Here is a 14382-nt window from a genome sequence, read left to right as displayed (position 1 = left end):
CGTCGCAATCCGACGCGGCCTTTTTCATTGGCGGCATCGACAGGCAGCCATGGCTGGGTGACTGCGATCCCGCGTGATGACTTAGCATCACTTCTTCGCAATGTTGCCGACCCGGGCGATAATGCGATGCCTCCAAGGGCTGGGCCGGCAAGCCGGCGCACCTCGCTCTACCCCGCACCACCTCGACAGTCCAGTGACAGCCTCTCGCCCGAATCTTTTCTTCGTTGGCCTGATGGGCGCCGGCAAGACCACAGTCGGACGCACCGTGGCCAGGCGCCTCAACTATCCGTTCTTCGACTCGGATCACGAGCTCGAAGCGCGTTGCGGCGTGCGTATTCCTATTATTTTCGAGCATGAAGGCGAGGCCGGCTTCCGGGAGCGCGAGGCGCAGGTGATTGCCGAACTGGCGTCGCGCAGCGGCATCGTGCTGGCCACTGGCGGTGGCGCTGTGCTGCGCGAGGAGAATCGGGCCGCGCTGCGCGAGAACGGCACCGTCGTCTATTTGCGCGCCAGTCCGCATGATCTGTGGCTGCGTACCCGGCACGACCGGAATCGACCGCTGCTGCAGACCGAGGACCCCAAGGGCCGCCTTGAAGCGCTGTACGCCCAGCGCGACCCGCTTTATCGGGAAGTCGCGGACTTCATCATCGAAACCGGCAAGCCGTCCGTGGCACAGCTTGCTAATATGGTTCTTATGCAACTCGAAATGGCCGGCTTTGTGTTTCCGCCCGCCGAAAGTACCCCGGAGACTGCCGAGGCAACCGATGCGACTGGGGTGACCGGCGCTGCGGGGGTGACGGCGGACACGCGGGACGCGGCGGGGGCGGAGCAGCCGGCGCAGGACACCCACTCATGATCACGCTGGAAGTCGATCTCGGGGCGCGAAGCTACCCGATCCATATCGGCGGCGGCCTGCTGGACCGCGCCGAGCTGCTGCAGCCGCACGTGCGCGGTCAGCACGCCGTCATCGTCACCAATGAAACCGTGGGCCCGCTGTACGCGGCCCGCGTGGAAGCCGTGCTGGCCAGCCTCGGCAAGACCGTGCGCGTGGTGACGTTGCCCGATGGCGAGCGTTTCAAGCAGTGGGAGACGCTGAACCTGATTTTCGACGCGCTGTTGCGTGCAGGCGCCGATCGCAAGACCACGCTGATCGCGCTGGGCGGCGGCGTGGTGGGTGACATGACCGGCTTTGCAGCCGCCTGTTACATGCGCGGCGTACCGTTCGTGCAGATGCCGACCACGCTGCTGTCGCAGGTGGACTCCTCGGTCGGCGGCAAGACGGGCATCAACCACCCGCTCGGCAAGAACATGATTGGCGCGTTTCACCAGCCCAATGCGGTGATCGCCGATATCGATACGCTGCGTACGCTGCCGCCGCGGGAACTGGCCGCGGGCCTGGCGGAAGTCATCAAGCACGGTGCCATTGCCGACGCCGCATACTTCGGCTGGATCGAGCAGAACATCGACGCATTGAACGCCTGCGATCCCGAGCTGATGGCGCAAGCCGTGCAGCGCTCGTGCGAGATCAAGGCCGCCGTGGTGGCGCAGGATGAGCGCGAAGGCGGTCTGCGCGCGATCCTGAACTTTGGCCACACCTTCGGCCATGCCATTGAAGCCGGCATGGGCTATGGTGAATGGCTGCACGGTGAGGCCGTGGGCTGCGGCATGGTGATGGCGGCGGATCTGTCGCATCGCCTGGGCTTCATCGATACCGAAACCCGGGCGCGCATTCGCCAGCTGACGCAGGCGGCCATGCTGCCCGTGGTGGCGCCGGAACTCGGCACCGACCGCTACATCGAACTGATGAAAGTGGACAAGAAGGCGGAAGCAGGTAGCATCAAGTTCATCCTGCTGAAAAAGCTTGGCGAAGCCTTCATTACCACCGTACCGGATCCGGATCTGCGCGAAACACTGCGCCATGCGGTACTGAAACCCCCAACCGAGGCACCGGTCGCCTGACCGATCGGTTATGCCTTGCAACCCCGACCCAGCCAACGGATTGCCGCATGACCGACCTCGAATCCCATCTCGCCCCCTATGCTGCCCGCTCCGCGCACACGCGCGGACGGGTGCATGCTGAACCGGCATCGTCGTCGCGCAGCGAATTCCAGCGTGACCGCGACCGGGTAATCCACAGCACCGCGTTCCGCCGGCTGGAGTACAAGACCCAGGTCTTTGTGAACCATGAGGGCGATCTGTTTCGCACGCGACTGACCCACAGCCTGGAAGTCGCGCAGATCGCGCGGTCGATCGCCCGCAACTTGCGTCTGAACGAGGATCTCGTCGAGGCGATTTCGCTGGCGCACGACCTTGGCCACACGCCGTTCGGCCATGCCGGCCAGGACGCGCTCAACACCTGCATGAAGAACCACGGTGGGTTCGAGCACAACCTGCAGAGCCTGCTGGTCGTGGACGAACTGGAGGAGCGCTACGGCGGCTTCAATGGGCTGAACCTCACGTTCGAGACGCGCGAAGGCATTCTCAAGCATTGCTCGCGCGTCAATGCGGCAGCGCTTGGCGAGTTGGGTCGCCGCTTCCTGGAGGGCGCGCAGCCGTCGCTGGAGGCCCAACTGGCCAATCTGGCCGATGAGATCGCCTACAACAATCACGATATCGACGATGGCCTGCGCTCGGGTTTGCTGACGCTGGAGCAGTTGGACGAAGTGCCGATGTGGGGGCGCCACCGTGCCGAGGTCACGGCCGCGTTTCCCGGCATCAACGGCCGCCGCGCCATCAATGAAACGGTCCGACGCATGATCAACACGCTGATCGTGGATCTGATCGAGACGACCGGGCGCAATATCGCCGCAGCCAGCCCCAAGACGATCGACGCCGTGCGCGCCGCGGGCCCGTTGGTGGCGTTCAGCCCCAAGATCCATGAGGAAGCCGCTGCCCTGAAGCGTTTCCTGTTCCGGCACCTCTACCGGCACTACCTTGTGATGCGGATGTCGGCCAAGGCGCAGCGGATCGTGTCGGACCTGTTCAGTGCGTTCATGCAGGATTCCCGCCTGCTGCCGCCCCAGTACCAGGCCAGCCATGGCGGCGATCAGCCGCGCCTGATTGCCCACTACATTGCCGGCATGACCGATCGTTACGCGATTCGCGAGCACCGCCGGATCTTTGCCGTCAGCGAAAGCAACTGATCCGATCCGTCCCGCTGTGGCAAATTAAATGGGGACGGATCCGCGATCGGATCCGATATCATGCGGGCATCGCCTAAGCATGGATGCCCCATGGCTCGTCTTCCCCGTTTCTCTCCCGCCGGCCTGCCGGCATTGGTGTTGCAGCGCGGCAACAATCGCCAGCCCGTTTTTCTCGGCGCCGAGGACTATCTGCACTACCTCGATTGCCTGCGGATGGCGGCGCGCGAGCATGAGCTCGCCGTCCACGCCTACGCACTGCGTCCGAACCACATCCATCTGGTTGCCACACCCAAGACTCCGGATTCCCTGAGCCTGGCCATGCAGGCGGTGGGCCGCCGCTATGCGCGGCACTTCAATCGCGTGGCCAACCGCACCGGCACCCTGTGGGAGGGCCGTTTCCGCTCCGCGGTCTTCGAACCAGAGGCCTGGATGCTGCCGGCCCTGCTCTATGTCGAAGGCAACGCGATGCGGGCTGGCGATGTGATGACGCCGGAGGCCGACCGTTGGAGCAGCTATCGGCATCACGCCGGTATCGAAGCCAGCCCGCTTGTAAGCGACCACTCCGCGTACTGGGATCTGGGCAATACGCCGTTCGAGCGCCAGTCCAACTACCGCGCGTTGACCGCCGAGGGACTCTCCGGCAAGACCCTGGCAATGCTGCGCAAACATGCCCACAGTGGCTGGCCCCTGGGCGATGCGGCCTTCCTCACGCAACTCGAGCGTCATGCCACGCGTCGTATCCAGCCGTTGCCAAAGGGGAGACCCAAGCGAGCAACCGACGACGAACTGGATACTGCCGATGCCGCCGATGCACCAACATGAGGAATTTGTGCGGGCAAAATAATGTGTCCCCATTTAAATGCGGTACTGAACTGGTGCGAAATTTAATGTGTTCTGACCCCATTTAAATTTTTTGCGATACATTTCTGATTCTCTTATAGTTGCTCCACCCACAGTCATTGTGCGGCGCGTCACGCTCGTGTACGCCGCTGCGGTCCCGCTGTTTGCCGTCTGCCCGCGAATGAGGCGCACGTATCCAGCCATCCCGTTCGGTCTGCCTTGCTGGCTGCGCAGCCTTCACCGGAATTCAGCCCGTGGACCACTCGCAACACACCTCCGACATCGCCGCCCGCCCGCAGGCCCAAGGCCTGTATGACCCGACCAATGAGCACGACGCCTGCGGCGTTGGCATGGTGGCGCACATCAAGGGCAAGAAGTCCCACGAAATCATTGCCCAGGGTCTGAAGATCCTGGAAAACCTCGATCACCGGGGCGCTGTTGGCGCCGATGCGCTGATGGGCGACGGCGCGGGCATCCTGATTCAGATCCCGGACCAGTTCTACCGCGAGGAAATGGCCAAGCAGGGCGTGAAGCTGCCGCCGGCCGGCGAGTACGGCGTGGGCATGATCTTCCTGCCGAAGGAACACGCTTCCCGTCTGGCCTGCGAGCAGGAGCTCGAGCGCACGGTGCGCCTGGAAGGCCAGGTCGTGCTGGGCTGGCGTGACGTGCCCGTGGACGCCAACATGCCGATGTCCCCGACGGTGCGCACCACCGAGCCGGTGATCCGCCAGATCTTCATCGGTCGCGGCCGCGACATCATGACCACGGACGCGCTGGAACGTAAGCTCTACGTCATCCGCAAGACCGCCAGCCACGCCATCCAGGCGCTCAAGCTCAAGCACGGCAAGGAATACTTCGTGCCGTCGATGTCGGCCCGGACCGTTGTGTACAAGGGCCTGCTGCTGGCCAACCAGGTGGGCGAGTACTACCTGGACCTGCAGGACGCTCGCGCCGTGTCGGCCCTGGCGCTCGTGCACCAGCGCTTCTCCACCAACACGTTCCCCGCCTGGGAACTGGCCCACCCGTACCGTATGGTCGCCCACAACGGCGAAATCAACACGGTCAAGGGCAACGTCAACTGGGTCAACGCGCGTACCGGCGCCATCTCTTCGCCGGTGCTCGGCGACGACCTGCCCAAGCTGTGGCCGCTGATCTACCCGGGCCAGTCCGACACCGCATCGTTCGACAACTGCCTCGAACTGCTGACGATGGCCGGCTACCCGCTCGTCCACGCGATGATGATGATGATCCCGGAAGCCTGGGAGCAGCACACGCTGATGGACGAGAACCGCCGCGCGTTCTACGAGTATCACGCCGCCATGATGGAGCCGTGGGACGGCCCCGCCGCGATCTGCTTTACGGACGGCCGCCAGATCGGCGCCACGCTGGACCGTAACGGCCTGCGCCCGGCACGCTTCTACGTGACCGAGGACGATGTCGTGGTGCTGGCATCCGAAGCCGGCGTGCTGCCGTTCCCCGAGTCGCGCATCGTCCAGAAGTGGCGCCTGCAGCCGGGCAAGATGTTCCTGATCGATATGGAGCAGGGCCGCATCATCGACGACAAGGAGCTCAAGGACAACCTGGCCAACGCCAAGCCGTACAAGAGCTGGATCGACGCCGTGCGCATCAAGCTGGACGAACTCGAGGCCAAGCCCGAGGACGTGGCCGCCGAGAAGAAGCCGGTGGCGCGCCTGCTGGATCGCCAGCAAGCGTTCGGCTATACGCAGGAAGACGTCAAGTTCCTGATGGCGCCGATGGCGCTGGCGGGCGAGGAAGCCACGGGCTCGATGGGCAATGACTCGCCGCTGGCCGTGCTCTCGTCCAAGAACAAGACGCTGTACCACTACTTCAAGCAGCTGTTCGCCCAGGTGACCAACCCGCCGATCGACCCGATCCGCGAGAACATGGTGATGTCGCTGGTGTCGTTCATCGGGCCGAAGCCGAACCTGCTGGAGCTGAACAACATCAACCCGCCGATGCGCCTTGAAGTGTCCCAGCCCGTGCTGGACTTCAAGGACATCGCCAAGATCCGCAACATCGATCACTACACCGGCGGCAAGTTCCGTTCGTACGAACTGAACATCTGCTATCCGAAGGCCTGGGGCAAGGAAGGCATCGAAGCCCGGCTGGCCTCGCTGTGCGCCGAAGCCGTGGACGCCGTGCGTTCGGGCTACAACATCCTGATCGTGTCGGATCGTCGCGTGGACGCTGACCAGGTCGCCATTCCGGCGCTGCTGGCCACGTCGGCCGTGCATCACCACCTGGTGGAAAAGGGCCTGCGCACGTCGACCGGCCTGGTCGTGGAAACCGGTTCGGCCCGGGAAGTGCATCATTTCGCGCTGCTGGCCGGCTATGGCGCGGAAGCCGTGCACCCGTACCTGGCGATGGAAACGCTGGCCGACATGGCCACGGGCCTGTCGGGCGACCTGTCGCCGGAGAAGGCCGTCAAGAACTTCGTCAAGGCGATCGGCAAGGGCCTGCACAAGGTGATGTCCAAGATGGGCATCTCCACTTACATGTCGTACACCGGCGCCCAGATCTTCGAGGCGATCGGCCTGTCGCGCGAGCTCGTGCAGAAGTATTTCCACGGCACGCCGTCCAACGTGGAAGGCATCGGCATCTTCGAGGTCGCCGAGGAAGCGCTGCGCCTGCATCGCGACGCGTTTGGCAACAGCCCGGTTCTGGAAACCATGCTGGATGCCGGCGGCGAGTACGCCTATCGTGTCCGTGGCGAAGAGCACATGTGGACGCCGGATTCGGTGGCCAAGCTCCAGCACTCGGTACGTGCCGACGACGGCAAGGGCGCTTACCAGACGTACAAGGAATACGCCAACATCATCAACGACCAGAGCCGCCGTCACATGACGCTGCGCGGCCTGTTCGAGTTCAAGGTGGACCCGGCCCGCGCGATTCCGCTGGCAGAGGTGGAATCGGCCAAGGACATCGTCAAGCGATTCGCCACCGGTGCCATGTCGCTGGGTTCGATCTCGACCGAAGCCCACACCACGCTGGCCGTGGCGATGAACCGCATCGGCGGCAAGTCGAACACCGGTGAAGGCGGCGAGGACGAAAAGCGCTACCGCAACGAACTGCGTGGCATCCCCATCAAGCAGGGCGATACCCTGAAGGGCCTGCTGGGCGACCACGTGGTTGAACGCGACCTGGAACTGCAGGACGGCGATTCGCTGCGATCGAAGATCAAGCAGGTGGCGTCGGGCCGCTTCGGCGTGACCGCCGAGTACCTGGCATCGGCCGACCAGATCCAGATCAAGATGGCACAGGGCGCCAAGCCTGGCGAAGGCGGCCAGCTGCCCGGCCACAAGGTGTCGGACTACATCGGCAAGCTGCGTTACTCGGTGCCGGGCGTTGGCCTGATCTCGCCGCCCCCGCACCACGACATCTACTCGATCGAGGATCTGGCACAGCTGATCCACGACCTGAAGAACGTCAACCCGGTGTCGGACATTTCGGTGAAGCTGGTGTCGGAAGTGGGCGTGGGCACCGTGGCCGCGGGCGTGGCAAAGGCCAAGGCCGACCACGTGGTCATCGCCGGCCATGACGGCGGCACCGGCGCTTCGCCGTGGTCGTCGATCAAGCACGCCGGCACGCCGTGGGAACTGGGCCTGGCCGAGACGCAGCAGACGCTGATGCTCAACGGCCTGCGCAACCGCATCCGCGTGCAGGCCGACGGCCAGATGAAGACCGGCCGCGACGTCGTGATCGGCGCGCTGCTGGGTGCGGACGAATTCGGCTTCGCCACCGCACCGCTGGTGGCCGAGGGCTGCATCATGATGCGCAAGTGCCACCTGAACACCTGCCCGGTGGGCGTGGCCACGCAGGATCCCGCGCTGCGCAAGAAGTTCCAGGGCAAGCCGGAACACGTGGTCAACTTCTTCTTCTTCGTTGCGGAGGAAGCCCGCGAGATCATGGCCCAGCTGGGCATCCGCACGTTTGACGAACTGATCGGCCGCGCCGACCTGCTCGACACGCGCGCCGGCATCGAACACTGGAAGGCACGCGGCCTGGACTTCGGTCGTATCTTCTACCAGGCACCGTTCCCGGCCGACGTGCCGCGCTTCCACACGGACGTGCAGGACCACGGCCTGTCGGTGGAAGCCGGCAAGGCGCTGGATCACGTGCTGATCGCCAAGGCGCGTCCGGCGATCGACAAGGGTGAGCGTGTGTCGTTCATCCAGCCGGTCAAGAACGTGAACCGTACGGTCGGCGCGATGCTGTCCGGCGTGGTGGCCAAGCAGTATGGCCATGACGGCCTGCCCGACGACACGATCCACATCCAGTTGCAAGGCACGGCCGGCCAGTCGTTCGGCGCGTTCCTGGCGCACGGCATCACGCTGGACCTGGTGGGCGACGGCAACGACTACGTGGGCAAGGGCCTGTCCGGCGGCCGCGTGATCGTGCGTGCTCCGCACGAATTCCGTGGCGACCCGACCCGCAACATCATCGTCGGCAACACGGTGCTGTACGGTGCCATCGCCGGCGAAGCCTTCTTCAACGGCGTGGCTGGCGAGCGCTTTGGCGTGCGCAACTCGGGCGCCGTGGCGGTGGTCGAGGGCACTGGCGACCATGGTTGCGAGTACATGACCGGGGGCACGGTGGTGGTGCTGGGCGGCACGGGCCGCAACTTCGCGGCAGGCATGTCCGGCGGCGTGGCCTACGTCTATGACGAGGACGGCCTGTTCGACAAGCGCTGCAACACGTCGATGGTGGCGCTGGAGGCCGTGCTGGCCGCCGCCGACCAGGAGAAGGGCCAGGCGCAGGCGCAATGGCACAAGATGGGCGACAAGCGCCAGCTTGACGAAGTCATCCTGCGCAACCTGATCGAGCAGCATTTCCGCTACACCGGTTCCGAGCGCGCCAAGGCGCTGCTGGCGGACTGGAGCACGGCACGCCGCAAGTTCGTCAAGGTCTTCCCGACCGAGTACAAGCGTGCCCTGGGCGAAATGTTCGCGAAGGAGCAGGCCGCCCGCGACAGCGACCGCGAGGCGATGGCCGCCTGACCGGCAGCCGCCCAACGAGACGGCGCCGCGGCCCACGGCTCGCGGCGTCCACAAGATTCTGACCCCACGCGAGGCCGGCCCGGCCGCCTCGCGCCAAGCAAGACCAAGGATGCAACATGGGTAAGGCGACTGGCTTTCTCGAATTTCCGCGCCAGAACGAAGGCTACGAACCGGTAGTCAAGCGCGTGAAGCACTACAAGGAGTTCGTGTTCGCGCTGTCCGACAGCGAAGCGAAGATCCAGGGTGCGCGCTGCATGGATTGCGGTATCCCGTTCTGCAACAACGGCTGCCCGGTCAACAACATCATTCCCGACTTCAATGACCTGGTGTACCGCCAGGACTGGAAGTCGGCGATCGACGTCCTGCACCAGACCAACAACTTCCCCGAGTTCACGGGCCGCATCTGCCCGGCACCGTGCGAGGCCGCCTGCACGCTGGGCATCAACGAGCTGCCGGTGGGCATCAAGTCGATCGAGCACGCGATCATCGACAAGGCATGGGACGAAGGCTGGGTGGCACCGCAGGTGCCGGCTCACAAGACCGGCAAGACCGTGGCCGTGGTGGGTTCCGGCCCCGCCGGCCTCGCCGCGGCACAGCAACTGGCGCGTGCCGGCCATGACGTCACCGTGTTCGAGAAGAACGACCGCATCGGCGGCCTGCTGCGCTACGGCATCCCTGACTTCAAGATGGAGAAGACGCTGATCGACCGCCGCATGGAGCAGATGCAGGCCGAAGGCGTGACGTTCCGCGAGGGCGTGATGGTGACCGATGGCGCGCTGCCGGCCGGCATCAAGAACTACGCCCGCGAGACCATTTCCGCTCAGGCGCTGGTCGACCAGTTCGACGCCGTCGTGCTGGCCGGCGGCGCGGAAGTGCCGCGCGACCTGCCGGTGCCGGGCCGTGACCTTGCCGGCGTGCACTACGCGCTGGAATTCCTGATCCCGCAGAACAAGGAAGTAGCGGGAGACGGCCAGAACGACATCCGCGCCGAAGGCAAGCACGTGATCGTGATCGGCGGCGGGGATACGGGGTCCGACTGCGTGGGCACGTCCAATCGCCATGGCGCCGAGTCCGTGACCCAGTTCGAGCTGCTGCCGCAACCGCCGGAAGAAGAGAACAAGCCGCTGGTGTGGCCGTACTGGCCGATCAAGCTGCGCACGTCGTCGTCGCACGACGAAGGCTGCTCGCGCGACTGGTCGATCGCCACCAAGGAATTCATCGGCGAAAACGGCAAGGTCAAGTCGCTCAAGGCGTGCCGCGTGGAGTGGAAGGACGGCAAGATGCAGGAAGTGCCGGGCAGCGAATTCGTGCTGCAGGCCGACCTGGTGCTGCTGGCCATGGGCTTCACGAACCCGGTGGGCTCGATGCTGGAAGCATTCGGCGTGGACACGGATGCTCGCAAGAACGCCAAGGCGGCGACCGAAGGCGATCGTGCTTACTACACGAATGTGCCGAAGGTCTTTGCAGCGGGCGACGTCCGCCGCGGCCAGTCGCTGGTGGTGTGGGCGATCCGCGAAGGCCGCCAGGCTGCCCGGTCCGTTGACGCGTTCCTGATGGGCCATACGGAACTGCCGCGCTAACTGTCGAGCTGACTGTTGACGGGGTGGCCGCGATCGCGTCCACGCCCTGAGCAATGAAAATCCCCCGCAAGCCATGAGGCTGTGCGGGGGATTTTTATTTGTGCGCGGACTAGCCGGATGTACGGGCACGCGCTGGCAGTGCATCACCTGCCACCCGCGCTGTCAGCCTTTCGTCAGCCCGGGAGCCTACGCTCCATGAGCACCGCGTCGACCCCATAGGCGGCGAGCTTCGCAGCGTGAGGCGCGGCCTCGATGGCGGGCAGCGGGGCGTACCCAAGCCTGCGCCACCACGCCGCCGCGGACTGCACGGCGATCAGGCGCGAGGACGCGAGACCCATTGCCAGTGCGGTGTCGCGCGCGGCGTCGTAGAGCCGGGCCGCCAGTCCGGCGCCACGGCCCACCGGCGCGACGGCCATGTCATGGACGAACCATGTCAGCGGTGCTGACGCGGGCCAGTGCGCCATGAGTACATCGTCAAACGGGGGCAGCGTGGACGTGGGCCACGGGTGCGTGAAGAGATAAGCGGCAAGGTGCCCTCCAGGCAGGGCTGCGACCCAGCACGTGTCTGGCGAAAGCGCCAGGCGGCTGGCGAGCGCATCGGCGGATTCGAGCAAGGCGCTGCCGTAGCACTGCGCCTGCACGGCAAGCACGGCGGACATGTCGGCGGCCGCCATCCGCCGCAGGACGATTTCAGACATCCGGGAATTATACGGGGCGAGTCATGCGTCACCTGCCGCGCGATGGCCTCGGGCGGGCGTTTAGCGGGGCCCGCATTGGGGTCCACCCGGCTATGGTTTACGTGGTCTGTGCCGTCTCGGACATTGTTCGTACAATGCCCAAAAACGATAACAAAGAGACTGCCTCGAATCCCTTTCAGCCGATTTGGTGTCGCATGCATCACGCTGCGGCCCGGAGGAAATTGATGCCCGAAGTTCGCAAGTTGTCGCGGCTTTGGCGAGGTAAAGCGAAGTTGCCAACACTCGCTGCCAACCAGGCAGTCCCGCGGCGATGGCTTCGGGGTGCCGCATTCCTGTGCGCATGCGCGGGCGCCGCCATGGCGTTTGCACAGCCGCCGGGGGCCCCCGCATCGGGCGCCCAACTCGCCAGCATTCCAGCAAGCCCGCGCGCCGAGGCGCTCAACCGTCAGGTGTCATTCCCGGCCAGGCCGATGCGGCTGATCGTGCCGTTTCCGGCCGGGGGCGTCGCCGATGCCGTCGCCCGACTGCTGGCCGAACGGCTGGCGGTCCGGCTCGGTGTGCCGGTGGAAGTCGACAACCGCCCGGGAGCGGCCGGCACGATGGCGGGCGACGTCGTCGCCAAGTCCAGTTCCGACGGACACACGCTGCTTTTCCATCAGGCCAATATGCTGATCCAGCCTGGGCTGGAGCCGGTGCCCTATGACGTGGTGCGCGACTTCACGCCGGTGGCACGCGTCGCCACAATGCCGCTGTTCCTGGTGATCGATGGCCGCCTGCCGATGCAGACGCCCCAGCAATGGGCGACGGCGGTGCGCTCGAACCCTTCTTCATATAGCTACGGATATGGCCAGTCAGGCAGTCCGGCGCATCTGTATGCGGAATACGCCGTGCGCGGCATTCCGAGTGGCGTGCCGCTGGTGGCCGCCAAGGGCGAGAACGCCGTGGTCCAGGAAATGCTGGCGGGCCGCATCAGCGCGTGCTTCTGCTCGTATTCGGCGGTGCAGAGCCATGTGCGGGCCGGGACGCTGCGCATGCTTGCCGTGACAGGTGTGGCGCGCTCGCCGCTGGCACCTCAGGTGCCGACGCTGCAGGAATCGGGCCTCGAAGGTTACGCCGCGGCCGCATGGTATGGCGTGATGGCGCCGGCCAAGACGCCGCGAGCCATCGTCGCCCGGCTGGCGGCGGAACTCGACAATGTGACAAACGAGCGCGAAGTCCGGGCACGCCTCCTGGCGGCCGGGCTGACGGCGGTGCAGGATTCTCCGGAGGCGTTCGCTACCGCCATCCGCTCGGAGTCGATCCAGTGGCAGGTCATTCTCCGGCAGGCGGGGCAGGGTGGTGAGCCGTAACCCCGACTTGGCCAGCGGTAACGCCACGGATTGTTGTCCAACGTGCAATGTAGAGATCACCACACGGCAACCGGCGCACATAGGTGGTAGCCCTTATAATGGCCGCCTGTCCAATCCGGTGCCAACGTGATCGCTACCGTACCGAGCCTTCCCGGCCAGCTTTTTACCGGCCCGAACGTCGTCGAACTCGCGGATGTCGATTTTGCATACGCGGCTGGCGACAAGCCCATCCTTTCCGGCCTTTCCATGCGTTTTCCGCGCGGCAAGGTGGTGGCCGTCATGGGCGGGTCCGGCTGTGGCAAGACCACGGTGATGCGACTGATCGGCGGCATGGTTCGCCCGCAGAGTGGACGCGTCACATTCAACGGCGCCGACATCGATACGATGGACCAGGACGGGCTCTACGCCGTCCGGCGTCAGATGGGCATGCTGTTCCAGTTTGGCGCGTTGTTCACTGACTTGTCTGTATTCGACAACGTTGCCTTCCCCCTGCGCGAGCACACCGACCTGCCGGAATCGATGATCCGTGACCTGGTCCTGATGAAGCTCAATGCCGTCGGCTTGCGCGGTGCGCGCGACCTGATGCCTGCGCAGATTTCGGGCGGCATGGCGCGGCGCGTGGCGCTGGCCCGGGCAATTGCGCTGGATCCGGCGCTGATCATGTATGACGAGCCGTTTGCCGGACTGGACCCGATCTCCCTGGGCCTGACCGCCAACCTGATTCGCAGCCTGAACAATGCACTGGGTGCGACGACGATCATCGTCTCGCACGACGTGCAGGAGACGTTCCAGATCGCCGACTACGTCTACTTCATTGCCAACGGCAGCATTGCTGCGGAGGGCGAGCCGGAGGCGCTGCGCGCGTCGACCGACCCGTTCGTGCACCAGTTCGTGCATGCCGAGGCCGACGGACCGGTGCCGTTTCATTATCCCGGTCCCTCGCTGGCCGACGACTTTGCTGCCGGAGGATCGCGTTGACCGGCTTCTTTACCGCCATCGGTGCCGCGGTACGCCAGTTCGTGGGCGGACTCGGCCGCGCCACCCGCATGTTCTTCGCCCTGCTGGCGTTGTCGCCGGCCTTGCTGCGGCGCTTCCGGCTGGTGACCGACCAGGTCTTCTTCGTCGGCAACCTGTCGCTCGTGATCATCGCTGTCTCGGGCCTGTTTGTCGGTTTCGTACTGGGCCTGCAGGGCTACTACACCCTGAACCGCTACGGCTCCGAGCAGGCACTGGGCCTGCTGGTGGCGCTGTCGCTGGTCCGTGAGCTTGGGCCGGTGGTGAGTGCATTGCTGTTCGCGGGCCGTGCCGGCACGTCGCTGACGGCCGAGATCGGGCTGATGAAGGCGGGCGAACAACTGACGGCCATGGAGATGATGGCCGTGAACCCGCTTCAGCGCGTGATTGCCCCGCGCTTCTGGGCGGGTGTCATCGCCATGCCGATCCTGGCGGCCATCTTCAGCGCCGTGGGCATTCTGGGTGGCTATCTGGTCGGCGTGCAGCTGATCGGGGTGGACGCCGGGGCGTTCTGGTCGCAAATGCAGGGCGGCGTGGATGTGCGTGCCGATGTGCTCAATGGCGTGATCAAGAGCTTCATCTTTGGCATCGCAGTGACGTTTATTGCCCTGTATCAGGGTTTCGAGGCCAACCCGACGCCGGAAGGCGTGTCGCGCGCAACCACGCGCACCGTGGTGCTGGCATCGCTGGCGGTCCTGGGACTGGACTTCCTGCTCACGGCGCTGATGTTCAGCTGAGCC

General features: G+C 65.2%; 10 protein-coding genes. 9 read left to right on the top strand and 1 reads right to left on the bottom strand.

Annotated elements, in window-relative coordinates; translation table 11 throughout:
• Positions 1-232 precede the first annotated feature (232 nt).
• The 6 genes from BLR29_RS26305 (at position 233) to BLR29_RS26280 (ending at position 10581) form a co-directional block, all read left to right on the top strand.
• A complete protein-coding gene (locus BLR29_RS26305; RefSeq protein WP_255371450.1) occupies positions 233-856 on the top strand; it encodes a shikimate kinase in 624 nt (207 codons plus the stop codon).
• A complete protein-coding gene (aroB, locus tag BLR29_RS26300) occupies positions 853-1959 on the top strand; it encodes a 3-dehydroquinate synthase (RefSeq protein ID WP_092141174.1) in 1107 nt (368 codons plus the stop codon). The genes BLR29_RS26305 and aroB overlap by 4 nt, the downstream gene beginning before the upstream one ends.
• 47 nt (positions 1960-2006) lie before the next feature.
• On the top strand, positions 2007-3143 hold the full coding sequence (locus tag BLR29_RS26295; RefSeq protein WP_092141172.1) for a deoxyguanosinetriphosphate triphosphohydrolase: 1137 nt from the start codon (positions 2007-2009) through the stop codon (positions 3141-3143).
• 90 nt (positions 3144-3233) lie between these two features.
• The gene (locus BLR29_RS26290) at positions 3234-3965 is read left to right on the top strand and encodes a transposase (protein ID WP_092141170.1); all 732 of its coding nucleotides are present in this window, start codon (positions 3234-3236) and stop codon (positions 3963-3965) included.
• A 368-nt stretch (positions 3966-4333) separates the two neighbouring features.
• On the top strand, positions 4334-9001 hold the full coding sequence (locus BLR29_RS26285) for a glutamate synthase-related protein (protein WP_255371453.1): 4668 nt from the start codon (positions 4334-4336) through the stop codon (positions 8999-9001).
• Between the two features lie 116 nt (positions 9002-9117).
• Positions 9118-10581 (top strand): glutamate synthase subunit beta, encoded by a 1464-nt coding sequence (locus tag BLR29_RS26280; protein WP_092141166.1) that lies wholly within the window; start codon positions 9118-9120, stop codon positions 10579-10581.
• A gap of 173 nt (positions 10582-10754) precedes the next feature.
• Here BLR29_RS26280 and BLR29_RS26275 read toward each other — a convergent pair whose 3' ends face one another.
• Positions 10755-11279 carry a GNAT family N-acetyltransferase gene (locus BLR29_RS26275; protein WP_092141164.1) on the bottom strand — a complete coding sequence of 175 codons (525 nt, stop codon included), beginning with the start codon at positions 11277-11279 and terminating at the stop codon, positions 10755-10757.
• A 356-nt stretch (positions 11280-11635) separates the two neighbouring features.
• Here BLR29_RS26275 and BLR29_RS26270 point away from each other — a divergent pair, with 356 nt between their 5' ends.
• The 3 genes from BLR29_RS26270 (at position 11636) to mlaE (ending at position 14379) form a co-directional block, all read left to right on the top strand.
• The gene (locus BLR29_RS26270) at positions 11636-12628 is read left to right on the top strand and encodes a tripartite tricarboxylate transporter substrate binding protein (RefSeq protein ID WP_369804712.1); all 993 of its coding nucleotides are present in this window, start codon (positions 11636-11638) and stop codon (positions 12626-12628) included.
• Positions 12629-12754: 126 nt separating this feature from the next.
• Positions 12755-13606, top strand: a complete 852-nt coding sequence (locus BLR29_RS26265) for an ABC transporter ATP-binding protein (protein ID WP_092141160.1) — start codon at positions 12755-12757, stop codon at positions 13604-13606.
• Positions 13603-14379 carry a lipid asymmetry maintenance ABC transporter permease subunit MlaE gene (gene mlaE, locus BLR29_RS26260; protein ID WP_092141158.1) on the top strand — a complete coding sequence of 259 codons (777 nt, stop codon included), beginning with the start codon at positions 13603-13605 and terminating at the stop codon, positions 14377-14379. Before BLR29_RS26265 ends, mlaE begins: the two co-directional genes overlap by 4 nt.
• The last annotated feature ends 3 nt before the right edge of the window (positions 14380-14382 follow it).

Origin of the sequence: Cupriavidus sp. YR651, from assembly GCF_900101625.1 — a bacterium.
Classification (GTDB): Bacteria; Pseudomonadota; Gammaproteobacteria; order Burkholderiales; family Burkholderiaceae; genus Cupriavidus.
The sequence above is the reverse complement of the archived record's forward strand: the minus strand, read 5'-3'. Positions and strand labels throughout refer to the sequence as shown.

Bases quoted from the DNA above. Each gene is read 5' to 3' on its own strand.
- BLR29_RS26285 (WP_255371453.1), top strand. From the start codon at position 4,334: ATGGTGGCGCACATCAAGGGCAAGAAGTCCCACGAAATCATTGCCCAG.
- BLR29_RS26280 (WP_092141166.1), top strand. From the start codon at position 9,118: ATGGGTAAGGCGACTGGCTTTCTCGAATTTCCGCGCCAGAACGAAGGC.
- BLR29_RS26295 (WP_092141172.1), top strand. From the start codon at position 2,007: ATGACCGACCTCGAATCCCATCTCGCCCCCTATGCTGCCCGCTCCGCG.
- BLR29_RS26270 (WP_369804712.1), top strand. From the start codon at position 11,636: ATGGCGTTTGCACAGCCGCCGGGGGCCCCCGCATCGGGCGCCCAACTC.
- BLR29_RS26305 (WP_255371450.1), top strand. From the start codon at position 233: ATGGGCGCCGGCAAGACCACAGTCGGACGCACCGTGGCCAGGCGCCTC.
- BLR29_RS26290 (WP_092141170.1), top strand. From the start codon at position 3,234: ATGGCTCGTCTTCCCCGTTTCTCTCCCGCCGGCCTGCCGGCATTGGTG.
- BLR29_RS26275 (WP_092141164.1), bottom strand. From the start codon at position 11,279: ATGTCTGAAATCGTCCTGCGGCGGATGGCGGCCGCCGACATGTCCGCC.
- aroB (WP_092141174.1), top strand. From the start codon at position 853: ATGATCACGCTGGAAGTCGATCTCGGGGCGCGAAGCTACCCGATCCAT.